Annotated in this window: 26 protein-coding genes and 1 tRNA gene; 10 read left to right on the forward strand and 17 right to left on the reverse strand. The window is 52.8% G+C overall.

Features of this window, described 5'->3' with window-relative positions; genetic code table 11:
* Positions 1 to 7 precede the first annotated feature (7 nt).
* From flhB to AC812_RS03045, 13 genes are all read right to left on the reverse strand, one after another.
* Positions 8 to 1081 (reverse strand): flagellar biosynthesis protein FlhB, encoded by a 1074-nt coding sequence (gene flhB / locus AC812_RS02985; RefSeq protein ID WP_061913780.1) that lies wholly within the window; start codon positions 1079 to 1081, stop codon positions 8 to 10.
* Between the two features lie 3 nt (positions 1082 to 1084).
* On the reverse strand, positions 1085 to 1843 hold the full coding sequence (fliR, locus tag AC812_RS02990) for a flagellar biosynthetic protein FliR (RefSeq protein ID WP_061913778.1): 759 nt from the start codon (positions 1841 to 1843) through the stop codon (positions 1085 to 1087).
* A gap of 106 nt (positions 1844 to 1949) precedes the next feature.
* A complete protein-coding gene (locus tag AC812_RS02995) occupies positions 1950 to 2330 on the reverse strand; it encodes a response regulator (protein ID WP_169787250.1) in 381 nt (126 codons plus the stop codon).
* An 8-nt stretch (positions 2331 to 2338) separates the two neighbouring features.
* Complete coding sequence (locus AC812_RS03000) at positions 2339 to 3175, reverse strand: HDOD domain-containing protein (protein ID WP_061913774.1); 837 nt, start codon at positions 3173 to 3175, stop codon at positions 2339 to 2341.
* 22 nt (positions 3176 to 3197) lie between these two features.
* The gene (gene fliQ / locus AC812_RS03005) at positions 3198 to 3467 is read right to left on the reverse strand and encodes a flagellar biosynthesis protein FliQ (RefSeq protein ID WP_061913772.1); all 270 of its coding nucleotides are present in this window, start codon (positions 3465 to 3467) and stop codon (positions 3198 to 3200) included.
* A gap of 10 nt (positions 3468 to 3477) precedes the next feature.
* Entirely contained in the window at positions 3478 to 4272 is a 795-nt protein-coding gene (fliP, locus tag AC812_RS03010) for a flagellar type III secretion system pore protein FliP (protein ID WP_061913770.1), read from the reverse strand.
* A 7-nt stretch (positions 4273 to 4279) separates the two neighbouring features.
* The gene (fliO, locus tag AC812_RS03015) at positions 4280 to 4780 is read right to left on the reverse strand and encodes a flagellar biosynthetic protein FliO (RefSeq protein ID WP_061913769.1); all 501 of its coding nucleotides are present in this window, start codon (positions 4778 to 4780) and stop codon (positions 4280 to 4282) included.
* The gene (gene fliN / locus AC812_RS03020; RefSeq protein WP_061913767.1) at positions 4780 to 5127 is read right to left on the reverse strand and encodes a flagellar motor switch protein FliN; all 348 of its coding nucleotides are present in this window, start codon (positions 5125 to 5127) and stop codon (positions 4780 to 4782) included. Before fliN ends, fliO begins: the two co-directional genes overlap by 1 nt.
* 3 nt (positions 5128 to 5130) lie before the next feature.
* Positions 5131 to 6183: a flagellar motor switch protein FliM gene (gene fliM, locus AC812_RS03025; RefSeq protein ID WP_061913765.1), complete on the reverse strand. Its 1053-nt coding sequence runs from the start codon at positions 6181 to 6183 to the stop codon at positions 5131 to 5133.
* A gap of 3 nt (positions 6184 to 6186) precedes the next feature.
* Positions 6187 to 6792: a flagellar basal body-associated FliL family protein gene (locus AC812_RS03030; RefSeq protein WP_061913763.1), complete on the reverse strand. Its 606-nt coding sequence runs from the start codon at positions 6790 to 6792 to the stop codon at positions 6187 to 6189.
* A gap of 17 nt (positions 6793 to 6809) precedes the next feature.
* On the reverse strand, positions 6810 to 7595 hold the full coding sequence (locus tag AC812_RS03035) for an OmpA/MotB family protein (RefSeq protein ID WP_061913761.1): 786 nt from the start codon (positions 7593 to 7595) through the stop codon (positions 6810 to 6812).
* A 3-nt stretch (positions 7596 to 7598) separates the two neighbouring features.
* Entirely contained in the window at positions 7599 to 8426 is an 828-nt protein-coding gene (locus tag AC812_RS03040; RefSeq protein ID WP_061913759.1) for a motility protein A, read from the reverse strand.
* Positions 8427 to 8438: 12 nt separating this feature from the next.
* Positions 8439 to 8645, reverse strand: a complete 207-nt coding sequence (locus tag AC812_RS03045; protein WP_061913757.1) for a flagellar FlbD family protein — start codon at positions 8643 to 8645, stop codon at positions 8439 to 8441.
* A gap of 225 nt (positions 8646 to 8870) precedes the next feature.
* Here AC812_RS03045 and AC812_RS03050 point away from each other — a divergent pair, with 225 nt between their 5' ends.
* Genes AC812_RS03050 through AC812_RS03060 form a run of 3 tightly spaced genes read left to right on the forward strand, consistent with a single transcriptional unit; the run spans position 8871 to position 13616 of the window.
* On the forward strand, positions 8871 to 10787 hold the full coding sequence (locus AC812_RS03050) for a PAS domain S-box protein (protein WP_061913755.1): 1917 nt from the start codon (positions 8871 to 8873) through the stop codon (positions 10785 to 10787).
* Entirely contained in the window at positions 10759 to 11523 is a 765-nt protein-coding gene (locus tag AC812_RS17450; RefSeq protein ID WP_061913753.1) for a response regulator transcription factor, read from the forward strand. Before AC812_RS03050 ends, AC812_RS17450 begins: the two co-directional genes overlap by 29 nt.
* A gap of 17 nt (positions 11524 to 11540) precedes the next feature.
* Positions 11541 to 13616, forward strand: a complete 2076-nt coding sequence (locus tag AC812_RS03060) for an ATP-binding protein (protein WP_061913751.1) — start codon at positions 11541 to 11543, stop codon at positions 13614 to 13616.
* 4 nt (positions 13617 to 13620) lie between these two features.
* On the opposite strand, the gene AC812_RS03065 is transcribed toward AC812_RS03060, so the two are convergent.
* From AC812_RS03065 to AC812_RS03075, 3 genes are read right to left on the reverse strand one after another with little or no spacing between them, the layout of a single operon-like run.
* Positions 13621 to 14439, reverse strand: a complete 819-nt coding sequence (locus AC812_RS03065; RefSeq protein ID WP_061913749.1) for a formylglycine-generating enzyme family protein — start codon at positions 14437 to 14439, stop codon at positions 13621 to 13623.
* A complete protein-coding gene (locus AC812_RS03070; protein ID WP_061913747.1) occupies positions 14439 to 15518 on the reverse strand; it encodes a glycosyltransferase in 1080 nt (359 codons plus the stop codon). The genes AC812_RS03065 and AC812_RS03070 overlap by 1 nt, the downstream gene beginning before the upstream one ends.
* Complete coding sequence (locus AC812_RS03075) at positions 15515 to 17191, reverse strand: tetratricopeptide repeat protein (RefSeq protein WP_061913745.1); 1677 nt, start codon at positions 17189 to 17191, stop codon at positions 15515 to 15517. The genes AC812_RS03070 and AC812_RS03075 overlap by 4 nt, the downstream gene beginning before the upstream one ends.
* Before the next feature lie 283 nt (positions 17192 to 17474).
* On the opposite strand from AC812_RS03075, the gene AC812_RS03080 reads away from it, so the two are divergent.
* Both AC812_RS03080 and AC812_RS03085 read left to right on the forward strand, forming a co-directional pair.
* Positions 17475 to 18116 (forward strand): M23 family metallopeptidase, encoded by a 642-nt coding sequence (locus AC812_RS03080; protein ID WP_061913743.1) that lies wholly within the window; start codon positions 17475 to 17477, stop codon positions 18114 to 18116.
* Between the two features lie 30 nt (positions 18117 to 18146).
* Positions 18147 to 18998: a PilZ domain-containing protein gene (locus AC812_RS03085; protein ID WP_061913741.1), complete on the forward strand. Its 852-nt coding sequence runs from the start codon at positions 18147 to 18149 to the stop codon at positions 18996 to 18998.
* Positions 18999 to 19068: 70 nt separating this feature from the next.
* On the opposite strand, the gene AC812_RS03090 is transcribed toward AC812_RS03085, so the two are convergent.
* Positions 19069 to 21390 carry a methyl-accepting chemotaxis protein gene (locus tag AC812_RS03090; RefSeq protein ID WP_061913739.1) on the reverse strand — a complete coding sequence of 774 codons (2322 nt, stop codon included), beginning with the start codon at positions 21388 to 21390 and terminating at the stop codon, positions 19069 to 19071.
* A 191-nt stretch (positions 21391 to 21581) separates the two neighbouring features.
* Between AC812_RS03090 and AC812_RS03095 the strand changes: the two genes are divergently transcribed.
* The 5 genes from AC812_RS03095 (at position 21582) to AC812_RS03120 (ending at position 26833) form a co-directional block, all read left to right on the forward strand.
* Positions 21582 to 21655: transfer RNA gene (locus AC812_RS03095), tRNA-Arg, on the forward strand.
* Between the two features lie 1278 nt (positions 21656 to 22933).
* A complete protein-coding gene (locus AC812_RS03105; RefSeq protein ID WP_061913734.1) occupies positions 22934 to 23890 on the forward strand; it encodes a sugar-binding transcriptional regulator in 957 nt (318 codons plus the stop codon).
* Between the two features lie 4 nt (positions 23891 to 23894).
* A complete protein-coding gene (locus tag AC812_RS03110) occupies positions 23895 to 24332 on the forward strand; it encodes a PTS sugar transporter subunit IIA (RefSeq protein ID WP_061913732.1) in 438 nt (145 codons plus the stop codon).
* A 30-nt stretch (positions 24333 to 24362) separates the two neighbouring features.
* Positions 24363 to 24662 (forward strand): PTS sugar transporter subunit IIB, encoded by a 300-nt coding sequence (locus tag AC812_RS03115; RefSeq protein ID WP_061913730.1) that lies wholly within the window; start codon positions 24363 to 24365, stop codon positions 24660 to 24662.
* The gene (locus AC812_RS03120) at positions 24659 to 26833 is read left to right on the forward strand and encodes a beta-galactosidase (RefSeq protein WP_061913728.1); all 2175 of its coding nucleotides are present in this window, start codon (positions 24659 to 24661) and stop codon (positions 26831 to 26833) included. Before AC812_RS03115 ends, AC812_RS03120 begins: the two co-directional genes overlap by 4 nt.
* Positions 26834 to 26873: the final 40 nt, after the last annotated feature.

Consider the following 26873-nt stretch of genomic DNA (forward strand, 5'->3'; position numbering starts at 1 on the left):
TTACCTCTCATCCTCCCACTCTCTGCGGTTGAGCCGTGCGCCGACCGCGCAGGCGGTATACATACGCCAGCACTTCCGCCATAGCCAGATACAGATCCGGCGAAATTTCCTGATCAATCTCAATTGTCTTGTACATGGCCCGCGCCAGCGGGATATTTTGCACAATCGGAATATTATGTTCACGGGCAATGGCGACAATTCTTTCGGCTACGCGCAAGGCGCCTTTGGCAATCACCCGCGGGGCGTTCATCCCTTCGTGATACTCAATCGCAATTGCCAGGTGAGTCGGGTTGGTCACCACCACGGTCGCCTTGGGAACTTTGGCCATCATGCGGTTGCGGGCAATCCGCCGCTGTTGAGCGCGAATCCGGCTCTTCAAGAAGGGATCCCCTTCGGAACGTTTATATTCCTCTTTGAGTTCCTCTTTGGTCATGCGCAGATTGCGCAGCCAATCCCAGCGCTGGTAGGCGTAATCGGCAACCGCCAGCACCAGATAAACCGCCCCCACGCGCAGCATCAGGTTGACTGCCAGGTCGGCAAACAAACTCAGCGCACTGCGAAAATCGGTTTGCAGCAAAACGGCCAGGTCTTCAATGTGACCGCGCAGATAACTGTATGCCACCCACCCGACCACGAGTATCTTCAGCAAGGCGCGGATGATTTCCACCAACCCACGCAATGAAAAGATGCGCTTGAAGCCGTTGATCGGATTGAGGCGCTTGAAATCAAAGCCGATTTTTTTACTTGTCCACAAAAAGCGGGTTTGTCCCATCGTCACGGCAATGGCGGTAAACATCAGGGCAACCAGCATCAAACCCAGCGGCGGCAGTACCTGAACGCCAATCGAATAGACCAATTGAAGCAGCCATTTTTCCCCGATTTCGACACTGGGGATTTGCACCAGCGATTGGGTAATAAGGGTTGTGAAAGAAGTGTTAATTTCCTTGCCCGGGCCGCGCAGTAAAAAAGCCGCCGCCAGCAGCAGCACAGCCGTATTCAGTTCCTGGCTGCGCGCCACCTGACCTTCCTTGCGCGCTTCCTCAATTCTTCGCGGGGTTGGGGCTTCGGTTTTGTTGCTCATCGGTCAGTTCCCAATCAACGACAACATGCGCGGAGCAATTTCACGGTACAGGTTGCCGATCAACGGCAGCCCTACCAGAATGACCATGCCCATTGCAATCAGCGAAACGCCGATTTTAAGCGGCAGGCCGAGAAAATAGACCTGCACCTGCGGCGCAACCCGCGCCAGCAGTCCCAGCGTCAAATCGGTGAGAAACAGAGCAGCCATCACCGGCAGGGCAAGATGGACGCCCGCCAGAATCAACTGGGCGGTGGTCTGCATGAGAGCATCCATTCGGTCAAGCGGGAGGGGCGCCATCAGCGGCAGCACATCGAAGGTCTTTTTGACTCCAATCAAAAACAGGTGATGCCCGTCAATCACCAGAAAATAGAGCATCACCACCATCATGAAGAATTGATCCAGTGCGGTCGAGCTTTCCGCAATGGCAGGATTGAACAGTCGGCTGGAAGCAAAGCCGCTTCCCAGCCCCATGGCTTCCCCGGCGATTTGCAGCGCGCCAAAAGTCAGGCGGGCCGCAAACCCGGCCAGCGTTCCGATCAAAATTTCTCGGGCGATCATCACCGCGTAAGCCAGCCCGTCCATCCACTCGGTCTGCGGTGGAAGAGGCTGCCACGGCAGCAAAACGGCTGCCAGAATCAGGCCCAATCCAATCCGCACCTGTAGGGGAATGGATTGCCCACCCAAAACCGGCACGGCAATCATCATAGCCAGAATACGGGTCAGGGCAAGGAAATATAACTGAGCCTGCGCCACCGAAACCATCACAATCGTTCTCTCCCACGGCAGAACTTAGTTTCAGGATAACGGATTTGGGCAAAAAATTCCGTAAAGGCGGAGTGAAGCCTGTCTAAATACGGCGTAAAAAATTTTATTTTTGTAAAACAGACGCAATCCGCTTGGTCAGCGCATCGGCATCCAATGGCTTGACAAAGAAATCGGCCACCCCCAACTCTCGCGCACGCAGCACCACTTCGGGGAAAGCCAGACGAGAAACCACAAATACTCTTGTTTCCCCCAGCGCCCGATCCGCCTGCAATTGTTCTAAAACATCCAGCCCATTGGCGCCGGGCAGGAACAGGTCCAGCAGCAAAGCCTGTGGATGATGACGGGCAAGCAGGTCGGGCAAATCGGCTGCTTCCCGCGCCATCACCACTTCAAATCCGGTGCGTTGCAACGCCAGCCCGGCCAGATCACGCTGCAAGGCATCCGGTATCAGCAAGACAATCCGTTTCGACCGCTGCTCAGTCATCGCACCGCTCATGATGCCGAAACCCCTAACACATCCATAACTCGCTGCTGGAAGCGCTCCAGCCGCACATCGTCCAGCGAGAGAATGGCAAAGGTATCCGGGTGAATCTCATCGCAAAATAAACCCTGCTGGCTACCCTGCACCTTGATGGTCAGGTAATTGGCCAGGTTGACAATTGCCGGTAAAACCGGATTGGCATGTGCCGCTGATGGATAATGATGAAACGAGATGGCATCAATCAAGACGGTGGGGAAGCCCCAGCGCTGGGCGATCAAACCGCCGACCCGGGCATGGTCAATCCCAATCAGTTTTTCTTCCACCTGCCAGAGCGGCTGATTGTACTTCTTCACATACAAAATAATCTGGCTGTAATCGGAAAGCACGTATTGGTCCAGCAGCAGCTTGCCGATATCGTGCAACAATCCGGCAACATAGGCTTCCTCAGGATCACGGTAAGAAAGCGCCCGGGCTGCCCATTCGGCGGTGACGGCCGTTCCGACCGAATGATTCCACAACTCCCCGGCCCCCAACCGATACCCGCTCAGCTGGCGGTTCATCGAATCAACCGCCACCGAAGCCAGCAACAACGATTTCAAACGCTTGACACCAATCCGCACCACTGCATCGTTCAACGAAGAGCAGGAACGTCCGTATCCCAGTACAGCCGAATTGGCCATCTGCAGTACCAGCGCCGCCAATGCCTGATCCAGACCAATATACTCGGCAATCATCCCAAGGCTTACCTTGGGATTTTCCAATTCTTTCAGCACGCGGGTGACATTGGAGGGAATTGGACGAAGATGATTGACCGATTGAAGAATGGCCTGTACACGTTGAGTCAGCATTGGGTCGCTCCGTTGAAAATGGTCAGGGTGTCAGACTGGGAAGGGAGTTGAACAACTCGCTCGTGAAGACCAGAATTTGTTGCAGCATCCACGAACCCAAAACAACCAGGACGACAATAATGCCGATCATCTTGGGGACAAACGAAAGGGTCGGCTCGTTGATCTGGGTAGCCGCCTGCACCAGACTGATCAGACTGCCCACCAGCAGGCTGACCAGCATGACCGGCCCGGCCAGAATCAGCGCCATGGTGATCGCTTTTTGGGCCAGCGTCATGACAAAGGCTTCGGTCATGGCATCCTCCTCATTGCAAAAAACTCAACGCCAGACTGCGCACCACCAGATACCAGCCATCCACCATCACAAATAACAAGAGCTTGAACGGCAGGGCAACCAGCGAAGGCGGCAACATGATCATACCCATCGAAAGCAGCACGCTGGAAACCACCAGATCAATGACCAAGAAGGGTATGAAGATGACAAAACCCATGGTAAAAGCTGTGCGCAGTTCACTGATGACAAAGGCGGGAAACAGGGCAACCGTGGGAATATCCTCCACGGTTTGCGGCTGCGGCTCGCCGCTCAAATCCAAAAACAATTGAATGTCTTTTTCGCGGGTATGCGCCAACATGAAAGCCCGCACCGGTTCAACCGCCTTCTTGAAGGCCGTTTCCTGATCAATTTCCTCCTTCAAGTAGGGTTGAATGGCGGTTTGATCCACCTGCTGATAGACCGGAGACATGATGAAAAAGGTCAAGAGCAGAGATAAGCCAATGACCACCTGATTTGGCGGAATGGTCGGTGAGCCGATGGCGCTGCGCAGCATGGAAAGCACAATCACAATCCGGGTAAACGAAGTTGCCAGAATCAGGATGGCCGGCGCAAGCGAAAGCACGGTCAGTAAAACCAGCAACTGCACCCCGCTGGTTACCTGCTTTGGCTGTCCCTCCGGTTCAATCGTCAGGGTGACCCCCGGCACGCTGAGGTTGGGATCGCCCACACATCCGCTCAACACCAGCGAAACAAGCAGCAGCACGGCCAGAATCATCAACATTTTTTGACGGCGGGAAAGACCGGTCAACCATGCTTTGATTTTCATGGCGAAATTATTCCTTTCCACTCGACCTGACCTGCAAAAAGCCCTGTAACAGTCGGTTGAAATCTTGACCAATGGGGATGGGTTGTTCATCATCCGCCGGATCGGCCAGTTCGACCTGTGAAATCAGCGAAATGTTCTGATCGGTGGCGCCGACCAGGAATTGCTGCCCGCCTACCCGCACCAGATGCAAAGCCTGCTTGGGTGAAAGGCGGATGGTTTCAACCACCATCATCTGGCCGCCACGGCTCAAGCGGCGCGGGTTACGCGCCCAGCGCATGACGATAACCCCACAGCCGACAATGAGCAGCAAAACGCCGATCAGTTTCACCACCACGCCCGCAAAATAGAGGGTCGAGGGTTCATCCGCTGGCTGCTGAGGGGCAGCCCCGCCGCTGATGACCAGCCCAAAACTGGCAAGTACTCCTACCAGCAGCAGCACAGCCTGAATTTTCTGTTTTCGGCTGGCAGCCGCAAACCACTGCTGAAGGCGGTTTCGCAATGCCGTCATCACAGGTTTCCTTTGCGATTTTCGGGGCTGATGACCTCGGTGATGCGCACACCGAACTTATCATCCACCACCACCACTTCGCCGCGGGCAATTAACAGGTCATTGACGAACACATCCACCGGATCGCCCGCCAACCGGTCCAGTTCAATCACCGAACCGTTTTGCAGGTCCAAAACCTGCTGTAAAGTCATGCGGGTGCGCCCCAATTCCACCGTCACCTTCAACATCACATCCATGAATAGATCAATGCTGGCGCTTTCCCGGCTGGTGGTCTTCACCGCTGCAGTGGTTGCCGGGCGCGCAGGTGCCGGCGCATTTTCAAATTCGACCGGATCGTTTTCGTTCATCGTTCACCTCTCGATCTCATCGGTAGGGTCAGCCGGTTCGCGAATGACCCCGTTGATTTGAATGGCAATATTTCGACCGCTGCGTCCAACCCGTCCGGTAAATCGCTTGCGGCGGGCCACTTCCACCACCAGCGGTTCGCGGATGGAAGTATCCAGTTGAATGACATCTCCCACAGCCAGATTCAGAATTTCCCGCAGGCGTAATTCAGCCTGTCCCAGCGGCACCCGGATGGGAAGGGTGACACGCTGCATATTTTGCAGAACCTTCTCACGGGTGGTGTAGTCCTGCTGCTGCTCCTTGCGTCCGGCAATCCAGATGTGGGGATTCAGCACATTGGCAATCGGTTTGAGCGTGTTGAAGGGGATAAAGAGGCTCATCGTACCGGTGGTACCTTGAATGTTCAACTCAAAGGTGAGCAGCATCACCCGCTCATTGCCCATGATCATCTGTACCCAGTGTTGATTGGTGGTGGAGTCCTCCAGGGTGGGTTCCACCGAAACCACCTTGCTCCAGGCCGCCTTAATATCACCCAGCATGTGTTCCACCAGCCCGCGCAGCAAGGACTGGTCAATTTCGGTTAACGGACGATCCTGATAGCGTCCCTCGATTTTCCCACCCAGCCGCTGTTCCAAAATCAGGTAACTGATGTTGGGGCTCATGGTGATCACCACCTGACTGGGCAGCGGTGCAAGGTTGATCATGTGAAACAGGGAGTTGGGTGGAAAATCTTTGAGAAAATCGTGGAAACGTCCCTGTTCGGTATGCACCAGACGCGGGCGTAAATTGGTGCGTAAAAAGGTCGGCAGTGAGGTAGTCAGCCGCTCGGTCAGGTCTTCATGCACCAGTTCCACCGCGCGCATCTGCTCCTTGGAGAAGCGGTCCGGCGACCAGAAGTTGTAGGACGTTACCTTCTTGCCGCCTTCGGTCTCAGCGCGCCCGCGCTGCTCGCCGCCCTGGTTAATCAGTTCGGCAAGATTGACGCTTTCCTGACCGTCTTTCTGGTCAACCTCAATGGCGCCTTTGAGTAGTGCGTCAATTTCGGACTGGGATAACATGGCTCACTGCACCACAAACTCGGTGAAATAGACGGAGAGCAGGTGAAATTCCGGCAGGCGCTGCTGAATGGCCTGCATCAATTCCTGCCGCAGGCGTTCTTTGCCCTCAGCAGTGTAAAGTTCCTCAAACGTCTTGGTGGAAAGCAGGGTGATCACCACATCGTCCATCACCGGCATGCGCGACTGAATGCGGGTTTCAAAATCATTGCCGGCCGCAGCAGCCTCCCCTGAGTCATGCCCCCCGGATGCTTTAGCCGATTTTTCGTCCGCCGGGGCTTCCTCCGGCGCAAATTCCAGCACAACCGTCAGACGGATGTACTTGCGCCCGCTGGGATCAGCCAGATTGATGATTTTGGTGGACATATTGACCATAATTCCTTCCCCCGGCTGATACACATGCGGGGTGGGGGTTGGTTCCACAGCGGCTTCCACCGAGCCCAACGGCAGAGTACTGCGGGAATAATCGTAAACCAGGTGGAAGGGTTTGGGGAAATCATCCGGCGCAAACATGATGTAGGCGGTTGCCAGTGAAATGGCAGCAATCGCCGTCACCACCAGAAAGGTCATCACCTTGGTTACAATGTTGAGAATATTCAGGACTTTGCTCATTGTTCTTGCTCCTTACTTTAAGGTAGCGGGACACTGGGGGCTACATTGAGATTTTCAACCCCGATGACACTGTTCTCGATTGGATAAACGATGATGATATCTACCCGGCTGTTCAAAGCGCGATGTGCGGGTGTGTCGTTGGGAAAGATTGGGTCATATTCCGCTCGGCCGGTGATGATCAGGCGACTGGGAGCAATGCCGTTTTGCATCAAAAAGTCGGCCACGCTCATCGCCCGCGCCAGTGAAAGTTCCCAGTTATTTCGGTAGGGCGAATCGGAAGGCAGGGAATCATCCGTGTGTCCAACCAATCGAATTGGATTGCTGATCGGCCGCACCATCTCCACAATGGTATGAAGCACCTCCAGGGCCGAGGGGGAAAGTTCTGCCCGCCCCGGCGCAAACACCAGCTTCTCGCTCAACGAAATCAGCACCCCCTCGATGTTGGTCTGCACGCTGATCTCGTTGCCGAATTGGGTACCGGACAACATGCGGGTCAACTGGCCGGCCACTTCCTCAGACTTGGGAGGGGCTTCGGGGATGCCCGGCACAACAATCGGTTTGGGCTGGCCGTTTTCAATCGTGCCGCCACTCTGGTTGATCTGGACATCCACCACACGCGCCGCGCCGCCCAGCGAAAAGGCCGCCCGCATGCTCTCGGCCAGTCGTTTGTACTTTTCCACGTCAATCTGCCCCATCGAGTACAGCACCACGAACAACACCATCAACAAGGTGATGAAGTCCGCGTAACTGACCAGCCAGCGTTCGCTGTTTTCGCCGCCTTCGCCGCCGCCACCGTGTGCCATGGCTTACGCTCCTGCTTCTTTCGCGGCTGCCGCCGCTTTCTTGGCGGGCTTTTCAGCCCCTTTGTCTTCTTCGCCTTTGACTGCCGACGGAGGCAGGTAGGCGTTCAACTTCTCGCGCACGATGCGCGGGTTCTCACCAGCCTGAATGGACAAAATCCCCTCCAGCAGCATGTAGCGCAGGTGAGCCTCTTCATCACTCTTGGCTTTGAGTTTTGCGCCAATCGGCAGGAAAATCAGGTTGGCGCTCAACAAGCCCCATAGAGTCGCCAGAAACGCGCCCGCAATGGACTTTGCCAGCTTGTTGGGATCATCCAGCGATTGCAGTACCGAGATCAGCCCCATAACCGTACCGATAATGCCGAAAGTGGGGGCAAAACCGCCCGCGGCAGTGAAGAAACTGTAGCCGGCGCGGTGACGGGCTTGCATCTGTTGAATATTGATCTCCATGATCGAGCGCACCTGAGCCGGATCCACGCCGTCCACCACCATCATGATGCCTTTTTGCAAGAATTTATCGGTGATTTTCTTGCTGTCCTCTTCCAGGGCCAACAGACCGTCTCGCCGGGCGCGGTCAGCCATCTTCACCAGCAATTCAATCAATTCATGTTCATCATGCTTGGCTCCCATGATGGCCTTGCTGATCAAAACCGGCAATTTAGTTACGATTTTCAGGGAGGTGGTGATGGTAGTTGCCATGATGGCTCCCAAAGCCGTGATCATAATCGCCGAGGGATGGGCAAACAACTCTGCCGGTGTCCCTCCATCCAAAATCATGACGGTCACCACCACAATAACCGCGCCGATCAAACCGATGATTGTTGCCAGATCCATCGCATTACCTCACTATCTGTCCTGATTGGTAAACAAGGGCTGCGAAATTTGCCGTCGGTATTCGATGTAGCGTTCACGGATAACCTCTGGTGATTCGCGCACCACCAGTTTTTTATCGTTGATCAGAGTGACCACGGTATCCGGTGTTCTTTCCACGCTTTGAATCAACTCCGGGTTGAGGTAAAATTCCGTTCCATTGAGCCGAGTCAGCCGAATCACATCACAACCTTTCTAAACATCAGCCATCGAAACGCCTTAAATCAGTTCTCCCACGCAAGAATCTAACATATTGCCCCTTTCATGGACATAAAGATGCCGTGAAAGCCCTGTAAAGAACATCTAAAAATTCCCCCTCACCTTTCATTTTCATTAATTACCCGCCATTGTGAAGGATGCCTATCCGAATGTATAATACTCGTGCAGGAGGTAAACCAAAGGTCACACATGCCGCATCCGGATAAACGGGTTCTGATTTTGGATGACGATGGCGCGCTGGGGACCATGCTGCGCGATTTCATTGCGCATGCCTGCCAGTGTGAGGTCGTTCATCTTGATCATCCAGATGATTTATGGGGAACGCTGGAAAGCGGCGATTTTGATGTGCTGTTTTTGGATTACAAACTCCCCGGCAGCAACGGCATTGAAATTCTGGAACGGCTTTACCAGAATCCCTGTTACCGCCATCTGCCCGTCATCATGATGACCGGCGAAGGCAGCGAAACAGTCGCAGCCCGCGCCATTCAGACCGGGGCAATGGACTATCTGGTCAAGACCGAATTATCGTTTGAAATGCTGCCAGCCCTGATTGAAAAAGCCGCTCAGCGCCGCGCCATGCAACAGGCCATTCAAGAAGCGCGGCAAAAAGTAGAATATCAGGCGATGCTGCTGAACAACGCCCGTGATGCCATCATCAGCTGGGACTTGAACAACATTATTACCTACTGGAATCAGGCAGCCGAACGATTATTCGGTTTTTCAGCCGAGTACATGCTGGGAAAACCTGTTTTCGAAGCCTATTTTTCACTGTTCGAGCAGCCCCAGCGCCGCAGCGCTGCCGATGAAAATGTGACTCTGCTGGGCGAACGACGCTTCCGCCACCCCCAGCGCGGTATGATATGGGTCAGTTCGCAAATCAGCCGGCTATACGGCGGCGAAGATGGCAATCAACTGATCGGCACGATGGATGTGGTGCGCGACATTACCCTGACCAAGCAGGAACAGGAATCGCTGGCTCAAAGCCAGCATTTCATCAAACGCATTCTGGAAACCATCCCGCATATCATCTACATCATCCACTTGCGGGAAAATCAACTGCGCTACGTCAGTCCCAAAGTCAAGGATCTGCTGGGGTACTCGATCGAAGAAGCCGAAGCCATCCCCTTCCATAAGATTCTCGACGGTGTACATATGGAAGACCGCGAACGCGTCCGGCAGCATTACAAGAACTACCTCAAACAGCCGCCCCTGCAAGCTTTGACCATCGAATACCGTTTGAAGAATGCTGCCGGCCAGTGGCGCTGGCTGCGTAATGTTGAAACCATCTTTTCGCTGGATGGGGTGGGTAACCCGGTCGAAATCATCGGCATCTGCGAGGACATCACCGCCCGCAAAGAGATGGAAGAAAAACTGAGCGCTTCTCAGGTGTATGTTACCCAGACGGCGCGCATGGCGGCCATCGGTCAACTGGCGGCCAGCGTTGCCCATCAGATCAGCAATCCCCTGACCACCATCATCGCCGATTCCCAGCTGCTGCTGCGCAGTTTGCCGCAGGACGAGGAGCAAGCCGATTCCTTGAAAGCCATTCTTTCGGCCGGCTGGCGGATGCAGGAAGTGATTGATCTCTTAATGAAATTTTCACAGCCGAGCAGCAGCACAAGACAGATATTATCAATTAATGATACAATTAGTAAAGCAATTTTACTGGCGGGATCTCATTTACGTTCCGCACAAATTGATCTGCATCTCAACCTCAGCGAACCCTCCCCATTGATTTTGGGTTTTGAACAACGTCTGGTGGATTTGTGGGTTAATTTATTGCTTGCGGAACACCCTGCGGATCCCAATCAATCACCCCGCAACATCTGGATCGAATCGCGCAGCGTGGAGGGGGATATTCTTGTAACCATCAGCGATGATGGCCAACCCATCTCCGCCGAGGAAATGGAAACCCTCTTTGAACCCCAACTGATTCCGCGCGGTACCGGAAGGGGCAACGGCATTGAGCTGAGCCTGTGCCGGGAGATTGTCCGCCAGCACGAAGGCTCTATTCAAGTCAGCAGTCAAGAGGGAAGAACAGTTTTTACAATTTGCTTGCCTTCAGGAGTGGATGGAAATGGACGGGAAGAAGATCTTGATAATTGAAGATGATGACATTGTTGCCCGCACCATTGAACGCTGTCTGCGCGGTGGTGAATACCGCGTCACCATTGCCAGCAGCGGAGTTGAGGGGCTTCAGGCCGCCCGGCGTGACGTGCCCGATCTGGTCATTCTGGATGTAATCATGCCCGGCATGGACGGCTATACCGTCTGTAAAGAAATGCGGAAGGATACTCTGCTTGCCGAAGTGCCCATTCTCTTCCTGACCGCCAAGACCAAAGACGATGATAAGATCACCGGACTGGCAGCCGGTGCGGACGATTATCTTGGCAAACCTTTCAATGTGGATGAATTATTGCTGCGCATCAAAGCCATTTTGCGCCGCACCCAACGCATGAAACAGGAAAGCGCACAGCCAGCCGGGCCGGCCGCCGAAGCCAGCCCACGGAAAGAAGCGCCGGAGCGGATCGTCCGCATCGGCGAGTACACCCTCAACACCCGCACCTTCGAGTTTTACAGCCCGCAAACCGGGAAATTCCGCCTGACGCCGGTGCAATACGACTTGCTCTATCACCTGATGACTCATCCCGGTGAAATTTTCTCACCCAACCGCCTGCTGGATGAGGTATGGGACTACCCCAGCGATGCCGGTAGTCCCGATCTGGTGCGGGTGCACATCAAAAACCTGCGCGAACGTATCGAACTCGATCCAAAAAATCCGGTCTTTATTCAAACCGTACCGGGCTACGGCTACACCATTCCACTTCCTGAGGAAGGATAGCGGGGAATTTAACCTTTATGCAGCCAGAAAATTTATCGGTCGAATTTGCCGTCTGGGAAAATATCGCAAAAATTTACGAAGCGTTAAGTACACCCGCACCTCTGGAAGACCGCCTGAGGAAGGGATTGAACCTGCTCATGCAAAATCAGCAGCGGGGTGCGGCAATCTGGCTGGAATCCCCCGAACCGCAATGGGTCAGCCTGAATTGTCCGCTTTCGTGGGATCAGCAGGTTCATTTGCAAAGCGGCACACTGCCGGCTCTGATTCAGAAATCAATCCGCAGCGGCGAGGCAATTCTGCAGCCACCCAACAACGAAATCGGTGCCATTCTACCCATTCAACAGGAAGAAGAAGTTCTCGGTGCATTAATTCTCACCACACCGCCGTTGGCAGACGATGAAATTCCCCTTTGGAAGCAGCGAATTCAGCCCTTCGCCCGGATGCTGGCCAACGACCACCGCCCCAACTTTACGGAAGCCGACCGGCTCATCTTGCAGGTTCATCAATTCCTCAACGAAATTCATCTGAATTCCTCCGCGGGGGAAGTTTATCAAGTCACAGCCCAGTTTACGGCAGCTGCCCGTGATTTGATGAACGCCGACGACGCCGCTTTGCTTCTTACCGATAGCGCCAATCCCCATCTGGCCATCAAGCGACGTTTGGGGGTTGGCAGGATGTGGAGCGGTCAAATCAGCCTGCGACTGGAAGACAGCCTCACCCGCCACGCCCTGGAAAGCCGCCAGATTGTGCAAGCCAAACACAACAGCCACCCGCTGTTTCACAGCGAGATTGACCGCTTTCCGGACCTGCCAATCGAAAACCTGATTTGTGCCCCATTAACCACCGGCGAGACGACTCTGGGCGTGCTGCAAATCATCAATCCGCAGCGCGACCTTAAGAACCCGCTGGTTCACTCAGCCTTTATCCTGCTGGTCAATTCGCTCACTAACTGGATAATCAAAGAACAGACGGCCACCCGCCTGAAAATTACCAGCGCTGAGATGGAAGCGCGTTTATGGGAGATTACCAAATCGCGCAATACCCTGCGCACCCTATTCGACAGTATTCCTTCATCTATATATATCATTGATCGTTCCTACCGCATCGTTGCCATCAATATGCCGCGCAGTCAGCGCGCCCACAGCGACCCGCGCCAGCTGGTTGGTAAAAAATGCTACGAAGTCCTGTACAACCGGGGTGAAATTTGCCCGGAATGCCGGGTCATGGAAACATTCACCCAGGCGGTCACCACTACCCGCTCAGTCCACGAGTGGCTGGAGGGTGATCGTTTTATTGATTGGGAAATTACCACCTACCCCATCCAGGAAAAAAACAACCTTCCCCATCAGGTAATCATCTTTGAACAAGATGTTACCGAAAAACGCAGCCTGGAAGCCAACCTGATCCAATCCGAAAAGATGGCGGCTGTCGGGCAACTGGCCGCCGGCATCGCTCACGAGATCAACAATCCCCTGGCAGCGATTATTGCCAACACCCAGTTGTTGAAGCGGGAACTACTCAACGACTCGGCGGATTTCATGGAAACGCTGCAACTGATCGAAACCGCCGGCCTGCGGGCAGCCAATGTGGTCAGCGGTTTGCTGGGCATTTCCCGTAAGGAAAACAAATACGAATTTGAACCACTCTCGCTCAATGAAAGCATCCGTGCTGCATTGGCACTGGTACATCATGATTTAATTCGGCGTTCGATCGAAGTCGTTACCGACTTTCAAGAGGAAATGCCTTCGCTGATGGCCAGCAAAAATCACCTGCAAAGTATCTGGATTAACCTGCTGGTCAACAGCATGGACGCGATGGACAAAGACAATGGACGGATTGCGATCACGACCCGTTACGCCGAGCACAACTTCACCATCATCTTTGAAGACAACGGCAAGGGCATCCCGTCGGAATACCTCTCCCGCATTTTTGAGCCGTTCTTCACCACCAAAGCGGCTGGACGCGGCACGGGTTTAGGACTGGCAATCACCCAACGGGTGGTCAAGGAACATCAGGGGGACATCCGCATTGAAAGTCAGCCGGGGCAGGGCGTCAAAATCACCATCACCCTGCCGGATATTCCGCGCGGATGAGGCTTCACAGGCTACGCGCCAACCGAAAACCGATCATCGGCGAAAGATGGGTGGCCGCCATGCCTTCCCGCGCCGAACAGCGCGCCAGTTTACGCGTGTAATACCACGCCCCGCCGCGGATCACATAGCGCCCGTCCGGGCGTTGTTCCTCACGGCCATCGGCAGGGTCATACGGGTAAGGCATGTAAAGGGTGCTGGTCCACTCCCACACATTTCCCACCATGTCCGCCGCACCACAAGGGCTGTCCCCGCCCGGCGAGTAGGAACCCACCGGCGTGGTGCCTTTCTTGGCGCTTTCGGCCGTGTTACAGCGCCACGGGTCAAAGGTATTGCCCCACGGATAAATCCGCCCGTCCTCTCCCCTGGCGGCGCGTTCCCACTCGGCTTCGGTCGGCAAACGGTAGTTTGAACCGGTCAACTTGTTCAACCACTCGATATACGCCATGGCATCCAGTTTGGACACCCCTACAATCGGGTGGAGCGCCTGTTCCAGCGGGTAACGAAAACCGTTCCAGCCCTTGGGTAAGCGATAGCCGGTATCCTGAATGAAAAGATGATACTCCATGTTCGTTACCGGATACTGGGCGATCTCGTACCCATCCAGCCAGACCACATGCTGGGGCTGTTCAGCGTCGAAAAGATCATTGTCGTACCACTCATACGCCCAGTCCGATTCTTTGACCTGCAGGCGTTTGATATCTTCATCGCTGGTGCCCATCAAAAATTCGCCCGCCGGGATCGGAATCATGATCGGCAGCCGCACGCGGTTGGCAGCCGCCTTTGCCCAATTTTGATCTTTTGGAAGTGAATGCTGCGCTGCCATTAACCTGCCTCCTCGAACGCTCGAATGGTTCGCTCGATTTTCTCAATATTTTCTGCTGCATCTTGACTGAGCGCGTAAAGATATGCTGCACCGGCAGCCCGCTGTTGGGCTGATTCGAGATGCTCAGCCATACTTAAGATTGCCTTGGTCCACTCGGCTGCCGAATTTTCTATCAGGCAGCCGTATTCCGCCAGCCCCTGCAAGCCCGGTTGATTGCTGGCAATCCACGGGATTTTCATGGCCATATATTCCAATGCCGGCAGCGGACTCTGGTGAGCTTCAAACTCTCCCCACCCAGCCACCAGTCCAATGTCCACTCTGCTCAACACCGCCGGATAGTTTTCAACCGCTAATACCGGCACTGCCTCCACTCGTTCGGCTGGCAAGCGGTTCAACCAGTGCATAGCAGAAGAATCCCCCCCCGTTACCAGCACATTCAAACGGCTCGATCGAGAAAGAGCCTGCTCGATCCCTTCCAGAACGCCGCTACGATACAACGAACTGAACGCCTGCCCGCTCAGATTCAAGCCAAGCCACTGCCTGTCATCCGGTTTATGATGCGGCACAACCAGATATTCGTTGATGTTCAGATAATCCGCCAGCAATTGTACCCGTCCAAACGCAAAATAAACCCGCGCCAGCTGCGGGGTAGGCACAAGGATGCCGTCCACCATTTTGAATAACCACTTCAACTGCTCGGCAGGCGGAGGATAGACCGGGCGCGAGCCATTCAGGTACGGTTGCGGCAGGATACCTTTATGCCAGAAGGAATAACCCGGCCGGTCGGGTTCGAGATGCTCAACGCTCAGGTCAAGGTCCACCAGTACCCTTTTACCGCGCGCCCGCCAACGGGCAACCGCTGCAAGCGTGTTTTCAAACAGGTAACGGTGGATCACAATCACGTCGGCAGCTGCACACACCTCAACGGCGGGTGGGCGGTTATGAATGAAATCTTCCAGCGTCAGCAAATTAACCACATGACGCCCGCTGGCTTGCAAGGCTGCCGCCGGGTTTTGGCAGCGGATGTGAACGCGGTACTGATCCTCCGGCAGGGTAGAGTGGACAAAAGTGATCTTCACGTGGTTAGCCTCCCTGCTTCAGCCGCTTTGGAGGTTTGAGCAGACCGGATGGCTTTCTCCAGCGTCCGTAGCCACAGCAGGGTTACCTCACTCGACTCGCGGCTGAGGGCCATCTTTTGTCCCATCAGCCCCATGCCCTTGCGGTGATCGCCGTCCATGACCAGCTCACGCAGGTGAAGATGCCATTCGTCAATCGAACCGGCCAGGCGGCCGCCGGCCATCCAACGGCTGAACGGCACAACCGGACTGCCAACCCATGGGATGGCTTTAATACCGGCTTCCACCAGAATCTGATCCGAAATCGAATCGTTATAGGGGTGGTTGCGCAACGGAATCATCAGAATATCTACCTGCTCAAGCAGATAGGGAAATTCCTCCACGCCGGTCATCGGCAGGTACATCCGCCGGTTTTCGGCCAGAATATCGAAGAGATGGTAGGCCTGATAATCCCCAATCACCACCAGGCGGGTGTGGGGGAACTCACGCATCACCCGCACAACGGCGCGGCGGATCGAAGCCAGGTCTTCACTCTGGCTGGGATTGGCAACCCAGCCGAGATGAATGGTCTGACGCGGTTCGCCTTCCTGCAGCCAGAGAAAATTGGTGCGCGTCCACCCATCCGGCACATACACGGCCGGCCTTCCGGCACTTCGCAGCGAGTCGGCTTGCAACGGGGAGGGAACGGTTATGCAGTCGGCCAGCAGCAACGCCGCAGCATAAGCTTTGCCGCGCGCAGGTGTTCCCAGACCGAACTGCGCATAAAGCGGATGATTAACCGGCAGTTGTTCAAAGTCGGTTTCCAGGTCAACCAGCAGGGGTACGCCCAAACCGGTCAGGCGAACAATGCCTTCCAGGTTTTCGGGCCTGAGGTGCGGGTTAGGAGCAACGATCAAATCCGGTTGTTGCCCCTCCTGCAAACACTGGCTCAGGCTGCGCTCCACAACCGCCCCGGCCTGTTGAAGAGCGGCTTCCAGCAATCCCATGCGGTTTGCCCGCCCAAAGGCTTCACTTTCCAAAAGCAGGACTTTCCACTGGGTAAAAGAGAGTTTTTGGGCATCCTCTTCCGGGCAAGCGGCTGATTGATCCCGTTCTGCCATTTGGGTTTGAATGGCGGATTGCAAGGCGCGTAAAGCCTGTTCGATCTCGACATTCCCATCCACCTGCGCCTGCCGGATGTTGATTTCGAGCAGTGCCGGCAAAATTTCATCCATCTCATCCAGGCGTTCGGCGATTTCTCTGGCGGGATTTTCGGCATGCAGAATACGGTAGAGGATGCCGGCAGCGCGGTTCAGGTCATCCTCGTCAATCTCTTTCCGCCGGCCGGTCAACCGTTGCAGCAGCCGCCCCACCAAAACCGGATCGTTGGGCAAGGGCTGATTTTGCAGATTCCACGATTCGCTCCACGCTTTTTCGATCTGACGGCGGAGTTCCTCGTTGTGAGGGTCTAACCACAAGGCACGTTCGTAAAAGCGGCGGGCCTGTCCACCTTCGCCAGCTGCCAGATAGAGATTACCCATTGCCACCAGCGAATCGACATCGTCGGGGTAATCCTGCAAGATTGCGCTGAACAGTTGCGCAGCTTCTTCCACCCGATTCTCGTCTAAATAGGAACGCCCCAGTGTTTTGCGGATCTTCAAATCCGGGGCGCTGACCACAGGCAGAGAATCCACCATCTCGTTTCCTGAACCTTTCCTCGAATCAATACCCAATTATCCGGCACTCTAATCTGCACTCTCATCTTAATCTTCTGGGTACAAAATGCCAATAAAAGCTTGCTGAAAATCCCGTAAAGAACGGATAAAGAGCGGTAATCCTAACCAACGACGCTTTTTTATGCAAGGATGATCTGTTTTTAACGTCATATTTACAGACGAAAGCGCTTCAATTCGTTAAACTGAACGCGTCATGAGTGATTCTCCGTTTTCACCACTCTTACCGGTGTATTCCTCCGGCAGGATGAACCCAAGTCCTGCGCTCACGCAGCCGGCTTCTTCATCTCAAAGCAGCGATTTCCAGAACCTGCTGGCTGCCATGATGTTTTCCGGTGGCGGGCTGGGCAGCAGCCCGGCAGCCGGCAGTGATTTGCTCACCCCGCTTTTGCTGGTGTTGCTGGAGCGGTTAATTGCTCTTCAAACCGAACAGACCCCTTCAACCGGCACAATTGCGGGCAGTACGCCTTATGCAGGAGCGTTATTTACGCCGCTTGGTACGGGTGAACCCTCGCCCGTGCCATGGGGACGACCGGTAGGCGGGCGGCTGACTCAGGCTTACCACGCCCATCACAACGGACTTGATTTCGGCGTGCCGGTGGGCACTCCCGTTCGCTCGACCATGGATGGGCGAGTGGTGTATGCCGGCTGGAACGATCAGGGCTATGGGAATCTGGTGATTGTGGAAAATGGCGCTTACCGTACCTATTACGCTCATCTATCCAGTATCCCGGTTGTTGTCGGTCAACAGGTCAGCGCCGGCACGGTCATTGGACTTTCGGGCAATACCGGCAACTCCACCGGCCCGCATCTTCACTACGAAATTCGGATCAATCAAAAAGCCATTGATCCAACCGATGTGACTCTCAACCGTCCGCCGCGCTGGTAAGGAGAGTAACCGCTGGCAGAGGATGGCCGCATGAATCCATATCCCCAAAATCTGACCCCCATTTTTGGGGAGTACGCCAACCGCCAGATACCCATCCGGCTATTCAATCACTATCGCGGGATGCCGGTGATCAACGACGGCTGGATTGAACGCGTGGATGGAGATGGAGTTCTGATCAGCACTCACAAGAACCAGATTGCCTGCCTGTACCTGAGCCACAGTACAGTAGTCGAATTGGAAGCCTTGCAACTGACCATTTCAGCCCGCGTGATTGGGATTCAGCTGGCCAGCCGTAAAGCGCTGCTGGGCGATTTTCAAGCGATTCCACGGCCTTTCATCCACCGCGCCCAAATCCGGGTTGAGCCGGAAGTAGCCGTACAGGTCTTCTTGCGCGCCAAATCCGGCTTTCAGGAAGTCTATGCTGCCATCAAAGACCTTTCCACGCAGGGATTGGGCATTTATCTGGAACGAAGCCTGTATCACCCGCGCCTGTACCCGATTGGCGGTGAGATTCAACTCCGTTTCAGCCTGCCGGTAAAGAACAAAGGGGGGTCGGGCCTCACCGCTCCGTTGACGTCCCCAAACCTGATCGAGGAACGATTCAGCCGTGAGAACATCCGCGGTTTGCCCCAAGGCGGACAGCCGCAGAAAATGACCGGTTCGTTAGCCCCCACCGCCGCTGCCGGTACTCTGAACCTGCGCGGGATTATCCGCAACGTCCGACCTGAATTGGGGGCAAACCGTTACCGCCTGGGAGTGTTGATCAGCGCCGTGGATGAGAGCAGCCGGTTGACCCTCTATCAATATATGGCTCAGCGTCAGGCAGAATTGATTCGGGAACTGAACACACTTTACGAAGGCATTGCCCGGTTGGGCAGTTGATAACCCTGGCCCATGCAAAAAACCGGCGGAGTGAGGAAACTCCGCCGGTTTCGTTCAGGGTGGTTGTGGTTTACAGCTTAAACTGCACCACTACTTTTTCCAGCACCTCTGCCATCTCGGAAAGGGAGTGCGCCGAAGCCGAGACTTCTTCAACCTGCGCGCTCATCTCTTCCGCCGAGGCAGATACTTCTTCGATGGCGGCGCTGTTCTGCTCGCTGACACTGGCAATCGTTTCAATGGACATGGTCACTTCCGAAGAACTGGCCGACATTTGCTCGGTGGCCGCCGTGTTTTCCTCAATGACCGCCGAGACCGAATCGACAGCAGCAATCATTTCATTGGCGGCTTTTTCCATTTCTACCGCAGCACGGGCAGCTTGTTGAGCCTGTTGATTGACCTGTTCAACGGTTTGCAGGATTTGTTGGAGCGAATTGCCGGCTTCTCCGGCTGACTCAACTCCCTTTTCAACTTCCTGCGCGCTTTCCAGCATGGCATTGACCGTCTCACTGACCGACGTCTGGATCGCCTTGATCAAGGTACCGATTTCGCGGGTGGCATTGGCGGAACGCTCGGCCAGTTTGCGCACCTCGTCAGCCACCACGGCGAATCCTTTGCCATGCTCACCGGCACGCGCGGCTTCGATGGCGGCATTTAGAGCCAGTAAATTGGTCTGTGAGGCAATGTCCTCAATGGTTTCGACAATCACCCCAATTTGATTGGAGCGATTGCTCATTTCGGCAATTTTTTCAGCGGAGAGGTCTACTTTTTCACGGATGGACTGCATGCCCTCCACCGTATGGCGTACGGTTTCCTGACCATGCGCAGCCACCTGAGAGGCAGCAGCTGCCCCCTCGGAAACGGCTCTGGCAATCGCGGCTACCTGTTGAATGGCTTGATGCAGTTGGGCAGACAGTTGGGTTGCCCTGGCAGCCGCCTGAGCCTGTTCCTGCGCACCGCGGGCCACCCCATCAATCGTATGCGCCATTTGATCCATGACATTGGCAGTGCGGCTGACCGACTCGGTCTGCTGCCCAACTCCGGCAGCAACTTGCTGCACCGTTGCAGCAATCTGCGAGGTAGCCTGCCCGGCCTGGCTGGAGGCTGCAGCCAGTTGACTGGCGGCCGCTTTCAGGCTGAGCGCACTGGTCTGGAGTTGATCCACCTGCTGACGCAGTTTGGCAATCATTCTGGCAAACGAATGGCCCAGCACATCCTTTTCCGAAACCGGTTGAACCTCCACCGTCAAATCTCCCTGGGAGATGTGTTCGGCTGCCAGAGCCATCTGACGCTGATAACCGATCAGGGCACGGAACGAATCGGCCAGAATACCGACCTCATCGCGGCTGGTGAAGGTGACTTCCTGCTCAATATCACCCACGGCCAGTTTACTGGCTATTTGAGCCATCGCCTTGATGGGGTTGGCCAGATTGCGTGCCAGCACCACGCCGATGCCCCCCGCCAGCGCCAGCACGCCGATCCCCGCCAGGAAGATGATGTTGCGAAGTTGATTGACCGGGGCGTTTGCCTCGGCAAGGTCCTGCTCAACAATCACTCCCCAGCCGTTTTCGAGCGGCATATACCCGCCAATGACCATCACACCCCGATAGTCTGGATAGCGGTCTACACCGTGTTCACCGCGCAGCAGCCGCTCAGCGGCAACCGTTTGGACTTTCACCTCCAACTCGGGACGTTCTTTGAATGAACCGGCTTGCCTCAACTCCTCAGTGAAACGCGGCGGGGTGATCATGTAACCGGCTTTGTTGACAAGGTAGGCATCGCCGGTTTGGCCGAGCCATGAGTTTTCAAGGACAGATTGAAAAGCACTAGTGGGCAATGATCCGGCTACCATACCAATAACTTTGGTGGGATTCTGAGGATCATAAAGAGGGGCTGCCACAACCATAATTACATTTCCGGTTGTTCTGGAAACCATCGGCTCAGAAATCACGGTTTGCCCCTGCATGGCCGCCATGTAGTAGGAACGATCGCTGACATTCAAGGAGGAATTGCCGTTGGAATGGGCAATCGCAATCCCGTCCATACCGGTTACGAAGAGCGTTTCGTACCAGTTCCACTGTTTGGCATATTGGGTAATCGCTTCCTGTGCGGTTACCGGGTCTAAAGAACGTATCCGCGCAATTCCCGCCAGAGTCTCCAATTCAACCTTACGTTGATGCATCCATTCATTTACATACAACTCGGTTGCCTCGGCACTCGATTCGATACGCTCGGTAATAGCTGCTTCCAGCGCTGTCCGGCTCTGGAAATAGGCAATCAGCCCGACCAGCAGCACCGTCCCTAGCGCCATCAACACAAATGCCCGCGCCAGACGAAAGAGAAGGCTGGATTGTTTATTACCCGTTTTCAGAATTGGCCATTTGATCTGTTTCATATTCCTCTCCATGAGACAACCCAAAATTGTTACCACCCCGATAAGGTATGTGGTACACCTAGCATAAAACAAGTTGAGCACCATTGGAATAAAAAACAGGTAAAGAGGATATAAACCACAGGTAAAAATTTTCAATTCGGCGTCAGCGCAGCACTTGACGATTCGCGGCGGGCGCGGTATATTAACAGCACGCCCTCGTAGCTCAATTGGACAGAGCGTTTGCTTGCGGAGCAAAAGGTTGCAGATTCGAGTTCTGCCGGGGGCACTCTGTATTTAAAGTCGCCGACCCCATCGAGGGGTGATATTCGAGCCCTGTCGGGGGCACTCTGTATTTAAGGTCGCCGACCCCATCGAGGGGCGATATTCGCATTCTGCCGGGGGCACTCTGTATTTAAGGTCGCCGACCCCATCGAGGGGTAATATTCGAGCCCTGTCGGGGCACTCTGTATTTAAGGTCGCCGACCCCATCGAGGGGTAATATTTGAGCCCTGCCGGGGGCACTCTGTATTTAAGGTCGCCGACCCCATCGAGGGGTGATATTCGAGCCCTGTCGGGGGCACTCTGTATTTAAGGTCGCTGACCCCATCGAGGGGTAATATTCGAGTTCTGCCGGGGGCACCCTGTATTTAAGGTCTCCGACCCCATCGAGGGGTAATATTCGAGTTCTGCCGGGGGCACCCTGTATTTAAGGTCTCCGACCCCATCGAGGGGTAATATTCGAGCCCTGCCGGGGGCACCTTCACAGGGATTCCATCCCTGTACCTCGCAACGCATCCAATGGATCCCTGGATGCGTTTTATGTTTTCAGCATGGAAGTTAAGATCCTCGAAGGGACGATTCCACATGGGGAGATGCGGGGCATGCATCCATTAGACATTTATGTTCCTCAACAAGGGCTAGTACTGGTGCAAGCCGAAGTGGACCTCAAGGAAAATGAGTTGTTGTCGCTCCCAACGAGCCAAACAAGTCACCTTGGGCGGGGCGATTGTCTTCGGAGATGCTTTGCACGCCCAGCGAGAGACTTCCGCTCAGGTTGTTGGAAAACAGCAGAGACAATCTGTATCAAGCACGGACAGAGTGGGCAATCCATAGGCTGTTTATGCGTGAAATAGGTAACCTCAAGCAGGGTACAGCCCTCTCCCAAAATTGCCGTTTGGTATCTGGGGTGCATAAAGAGCATGGATGCCTTGAAAAGAAGCCAATTCTGGTCAGCACCGATCTGAACGAGTATTTGGATTGGCCTGAAGTCGGTCAAGTATTTCGTCTGGAGTGTAAAGTTTGGCACGAGAAGGGCTGACGCTAATAATCTGCTGGTTTTACCTTGTCTTTGCAATGGGTTGGCAAGTTTCGCCTAAGCCCTCCGTGTGCTTTGTACTCAACCAAGGTATACTCTGCAGTAAATTTTTTCGCTTAAAAATCCTTTCTTGTGAAAGCTCTGGAATTTCAGGATAACGGATCTTGTAAATTGAATCCTAATTTGATATAATGTTCTTATGCACACTTAATGAGCATTTGCTCACATAAAAAATTTTGGAATTTTCCCATGCTCACTCAAATTGATTACGAAGAATATCGTTTGTGTGTACGAGTTGCAAAACTGTACTATGAAAATGGTTTAACCCAAAATGAAATTGCTTGGAAACTGGGTGTTTCCCGTGTGACGGTTTACCGATTGCTCAACAAAGCAGTGGAACTGGGAATTGTTGAAATTAAAGTACATGCTACTGTTGGGGAGAATTTCGACCTTGAACAAGAGTTGATTATTCGCCATAATCTACGAGATGCGGTAGTGGTTCCTGATCCTGAAGGGGAAGAAAGCATCTATCTGGCATTAGCGCGCGGTGCCGCTGATTGGTTAAAGCGAAACCTAAAAAATGGTATGCGAGTTGGTTTAGGTTTGGGACGAACAATTTCCCATCTGCCTTTAGTTTTTTCTACAGACTCACCAATTAATTGCACATTTACTGAAGTGGTTGGTGGGGCTTCGGATCATTCCGGTGGTTTTGCAAAGTACAACGTTACCTCTAAGATGGCTGAACTAGCAGGGGGCAAAGCTGAAATTCTTTATGCTCCAAATATGGTCTCAAGTCCTGAACTGCAAAAAAGCCTACTCAACGAACCTACAATTTCGCAAGCACTGGAGCGCGCTCGTCATTCTGATATTATCCTGCAAAGCGTGGGGACGGTTGATGAAACAGCGATTCTGTATGTAGAAAAGAAGATAACTCTTGACGAATTGCACGAAATCCAGAATTCTGGAGCAGTAGGAGATGCTTTGGGTCACTATTTTGACCAGAACGGCCAATTGGTTTCAACTTTTTTAGACAATCGTATTATTGGCATTAGTCTGGAAGATTTAAAAAAAGTACCATGGAGCGTTTTGATTGCGGGCGGGGATGAAAAGAAACCGGTGATTAAGGCAGCTTTGAAAAGCACCTGTTTTAATGTTCTTGTTACTAATGTAGATACTGCTCGATACTTGCTTATCGAAAGGGATTGAAATAATGCTTGCAGATTATTTAACTCCTGATGTCATTCGGTTAAGAATACGGGTTAGTAATTGGCAAGAAGCTGTACGTGCTGGAGGTCAATTGCTGATGCAGGCAGGTAAATGTGGGTTATCTTACGTTGAATCTATGGTGCGAGCCGTGCAGGAAATGGGACCTTACATGGTTTTGGCTCCGGGTTTAGCTTTAGCGCATGCCCGACCAGAAGATGGTGCAGATGTGGTGGGACTTTCACTTGTGACTCTTGCTACACCAGTGGAATTCGGCTCGGAAACTAATGATCCTGTAAGTGTGGTTATTTCCTTCTGTGCTCCAGATCGTGAAAGCCATATTGGAATGCTTCAGTCGCTTGCAGAATTTCTGATCAACGAAGACAATCAACGACTTTTGAAAACGGCTGAAACGGTTGATGAGATATTATCAGCTGTCATTTGATTTTTTACCCATGAAAGAAAGGAGAGAGAAATGAAAAAGCCACGCGTGATGATGGTATGCGGTTTTGGCCTTGGCTCTAGCATGATTTTAAAGATTACTGTTGATGGTGTTCTCAAGGAACATGGTTTGGGTGCAGAAACATTCTGTGCTGATGCTACTACGGCGAGCGGCGAGTCGTATGACATGATATTTACTTCCAAAGAAATGGCTAATTTATTTAAGAACACAACGAAACCAGTAGTTGTAATCGAAAATTTTCTTAGCAAACAAGAAGTGCTCGATAAGGGATTACCGGTTTTGCGGAAATTAATTGAGGAGTTGAATCCTTGAAAGACTTTTCGGATACTTTCAAGTATGGGGCTTCATATTCCCCCTTGATATTCAGTGAAACCGAATGGGAGAGTGATTTGCGGCTGATGCAGGCAGCCGGGATGAACTTGATTCGCATTGGGGATGTACATGGTTCTTGGGACTTAATCGAACCGCGCGAGGGTGATTTTGAATTTGAAAAACTGGGGCGTTTTTATCGGTTAGCTGCTCAATATGGGATCGAAATTCTGATAAGCACAGGGGCTGCTTCCCCACCGCTATGGCTAGCAAATCGTTACCCCGATGTAGTAATCCTTTCAAACCGTGGTGAACGTTATCCTCTAGGTGCCTCCTATCACTGGGCTTGTATTCACCATCCTGGCTACTTGGCAGCCCTGAAAAATTATCTACAGGCATTGTTAGGTTTTACAGTCCAGCACCCAAACCATTTTGGATGGCAAATATCTAACGAAATTGGTTTCCCATTTCTTCCTGCCCGTGGAGAAAATGATCTAAGCCTTTATTGTTATTGTCCATATTGCGTCGAGAGATTTCGCGACTGGCTTAGAACCAAATACCCAAGCTTAGAACATCTCACAAAAGCTTGGGGATGGGGTACAACTTATCTGGTTTATAACGATTGGCAAGAGGTATTCGCACCTGAGGCTTTGCCCTCTGGCTGGGCAGGGGTTACCCGTTGGATAGACTGGCGCTTATTTTGGCAGCAAGCCTTTGCGGATTTTGCGGGTTGGCAACATAGAATTATCAAACAACACGATCCATCCCACCCAACCTCAGTCAACACATTTAATTTCAAAAGCTATGATCGATTCGGTGTGATCACGGGTCTGGATCAATGGAAGATAGCCAGGGAGGTTGACCATATTGGTTATGATCTTTATCCAGGCAGCGGCAACAAATTAGCAACTCGTCCGGAACATATTTCGATATTCCTCGATCACGGTCGAAGCGTAAGCCAGTCCGTAGAACGGGATTTCTGGCTACATGAGGTGGAAAGTGGGCCAATTGGCGGTTGGATAATGGGTCCGGACTACAACACCAAATCTGAAGATGTAAATAATTATCTAATAGAGTCGGTTGGGCATAATGCTAAACTCGTTTTATTTATGCCTTGGCGAGAATGGGATTACCAACCTCTGCGCTGGGGAGCGATAGTTGACCTAGATGGTCATCCTAGTGAGCGATATACCACTGCTACCCAATGGGGAGAGTTCCTTTCAAGATATGGAAGAATATTGAAGAAAGCTCAATCACCGAGAGGTCAAGTTGCCATCTTTGAATCCAAGTCCAACGCAATCTTCTTTCGTGGTATTGGAGAAGAGGAACCACTATTTGAGGCTCAACGTGGAGCTTATCGTGGCTTTTGGGAATTAGATTTTGGAGTGGACTTTATAACGGCCGCTGAAATAACAAAGGGTCGTTGGCAGGAATATCAGGTCATTATTCTACCGATGATCGGTTTATTGGATATTGAGACGGCTAAAAATCTGGCTGAATTTGGCAAACAGGGCGGTCTTTTGGTGGGATTTTCTCGTTTTGCCACGTTGAATGAACAAGGTTGGTATCATCACCAGATCCCAGTACCGCCATTGAAAAATGTCTTTGGTTTTGAAGATGTTCAGGCAGACTGTCTTAACCAACATCGAATTTTATACAGTGGTAAGTGGTACCCATCTTTTTGGAATCGAGATCTATTAAAAATTGGTGCATCTGTCCAAGTTTTAGCTGAATTTGATGATCGGTTTCCTGCAGTGACCTTATCGCAATTTGGAAGAGGATATGGCCTCTACTTTGCTACACAGGCAGACTCAGGCTATCTTAAATCTGATCAACCACTACTTAAGGCAGTTCTCCAAAGGGTTTTGCCACAATTAAAAATTATGCCGCAAATTCAAATTGATTATAAAGGAAAAAAATCTCGCCGAATTGATCATCATTATCTTGAACTGCCTAATAAAAAGTTAGTTCTGATTAGCAACTATCACGAACAGAGTGTTGATCTTAACCTTTATCTCAATACAACCAACTGGAAAAAGAAAATATTATCCATTCAACAAGTTTTTCCCGTGGTTAAACAAATTGAGTGGGAAATGGTCAACGACTCTTTACAAATTCATTTTCAGTTAAATACCAAGGAGGTGTCTGTCATTGAAATCGAATTAATCGAATAATAAACACAACCTGAATCTTCACATTTCCATCCAAATTTCC

Origin of the sequence: Bellilinea caldifistulae (genome assembly GCF_001306055.1) — a bacterium.
GTDB lineage: Bacteria > Chloroflexota > Anaerolineae > Anaerolineales > Anaerolineaceae > Bellilinea > Bellilinea caldifistulae.

Bases quoted from the DNA above. Each gene is read 5' to 3' on its own strand.
- flhB (WP_061913780.1), bottom strand. From the start codon at position 1,081: ATGAGCAACAAAACCGAAGCCCCAACCCCGCGAAGAATTGAGGAAGCG.
- fliR (WP_061913778.1), bottom strand. From the start codon at position 1,843: ATGGTTTCGGTGGCGCAGGCTCAGTTATATTTCCTTGCCCTGACCCGT.
- AC812_RS02995 (WP_169787250.1), bottom strand. From the start codon at position 2,330: ATGACTGAGCAGCGGTCGAAACGGATTGTCTTGCTGATACCGGATGCC.
- AC812_RS03000 (WP_061913774.1), bottom strand. From the start codon at position 3,175: ATGCTGACTCAACGTGTACAGGCCATTCTTCAATCGGTCAATCATCTT.
- fliQ (WP_061913772.1), bottom strand. From the start codon at position 3,467: ATGACCGAAGCCTTTGTCATGACGCTGGCCCAAAAAGCGATCACCATG.
- fliP (WP_061913770.1), bottom strand. From the start codon at position 4,272: ATGAAAATCAAAGCATGGTTGACCGGTCTTTCCCGCCGTCAAAAAATG.
- fliO (WP_061913769.1), bottom strand. From the start codon at position 4,780: ATGACGGCATTGCGAAACCGCCTTCAGCAGTGGTTTGCGGCTGCCAGC.
- fliN (WP_061913767.1), bottom strand. From the start codon at position 5,127: ATGAACGAAAACGATCCGGTCGAATTTGAAAATGCGCCGGCACCTGCG.
- fliM (WP_061913765.1), bottom strand. From the start codon at position 6,183: ATGTTATCCCAGTCCGAAATTGACGCACTACTCAAAGGCGCCATTGAG.
- AC812_RS03030 (WP_061913763.1), bottom strand. From the start codon at position 6,792: ATGAGCAAAGTCCTGAATATTCTCAACATTGTAACCAAGGTGATGACC.
- AC812_RS03035 (WP_061913761.1), bottom strand. From the start codon at position 7,595: ATGGCACACGGTGGCGGCGGCGAAGGCGGCGAAAACAGCGAACGCTGG.
- AC812_RS03040 (WP_061913759.1), bottom strand. From the start codon at position 8,426: ATGGATCTGGCAACAATCATCGGTTTGATCGGCGCGGTTATTGTGGTG.
- AC812_RS03050 (WP_061913755.1), top strand. From the start codon at position 8,871: ATGCCGCATCCGGATAAACGGGTTCTGATTTTGGATGACGATGGCGCG.
- AC812_RS17450 (WP_061913753.1), top strand. From the start codon at position 10,759: ATGGACGGGAAGAAGATCTTGATAATTGAAGATGATGACATTGTTGCC.
- AC812_RS03060 (WP_061913751.1), top strand. From the start codon at position 11,541: ATGCAGCCAGAAAATTTATCGGTCGAATTTGCCGTCTGGGAAAATATC.
- AC812_RS03065 (WP_061913749.1), bottom strand. From the start codon at position 14,439: ATGGCAGCGCAGCATTCACTTCCAAAAGATCAAAATTGGGCAAAGGCG.
- AC812_RS03075 (WP_061913745.1), bottom strand. From the start codon at position 17,191: ATGGTGGATTCTCTGCCTGTGGTCAGCGCCCCGGATTTGAAGATCCGC.
- AC812_RS03080 (WP_061913743.1), top strand. From the start codon at position 17,475: ATGAACCCAAGTCCTGCGCTCACGCAGCCGGCTTCTTCATCTCAAAGC.
- AC812_RS03085 (WP_061913741.1), top strand. From the start codon at position 18,147: ATGAATCCATATCCCCAAAATCTGACCCCCATTTTTGGGGAGTACGCC.
- AC812_RS03090 (WP_061913739.1), bottom strand. From the start codon at position 21,390: ATGAAACAGATCAAATGGCCAATTCTGAAAACGGGTAATAAACAATCC.
- AC812_RS03105 (WP_061913734.1), top strand. From the start codon at position 22,934: ATGCTCACTCAAATTGATTACGAAGAATATCGTTTGTGTGTACGAGTT.
- AC812_RS03110 (WP_061913732.1), top strand. From the start codon at position 23,895: ATGCTTGCAGATTATTTAACTCCTGATGTCATTCGGTTAAGAATACGG.
- AC812_RS03115 (WP_061913730.1), top strand. From the start codon at position 24,363: ATGAAAAAGCCACGCGTGATGATGGTATGCGGTTTTGGCCTTGGCTCT.